Source organism: Pseudomonas brassicacearum (genome assembly GCF_003732265.1).
Lineage (GTDB): Bacteria > Pseudomonadota > Gammaproteobacteria > Pseudomonadales > Pseudomonadaceae > Aquipseudomonas > Aquipseudomonas brassicacearum_D.
The window spans coordinates 372-619 of the sequence record NZ_MOBK01000441.1; the positions used below are offsets into that span (position 1 = coordinate 372).

Genomic DNA, 248 nt, shown 5'->3' on the forward strand with positions numbered 1-248 from the left:
GCCGATGAGCGCGTTCAAACGCGCCATGCAGATCCTTGCCTGGATTCTGTTTCCGCCACGGGTCGATCTGGCCGGTGGCATCGATCGCGTCGTCAACTGGAGCCTCACCGCACGCAAGGAAGGCCTGCTGGGTCTGGAAGGCGTGGCGGATGCCGAACCCGACAATTACTCGCGCAAAGGCCTGCAACTGCTGGTCGACGGTGCCGAGCCGGAAGCGATACGCAGCATCCTCGAAGTGGATTTCTACA

Annotated in this window: 1 pseudogene; it reads left to right on the forward strand. The window is 61.7% G+C overall.

Annotated elements, in window-relative coordinates:
• Positions 1–248: pseudogene (gene motC / locus BK660_RS32150) on the forward strand (flagellar motor protein); the annotation flags it as partial.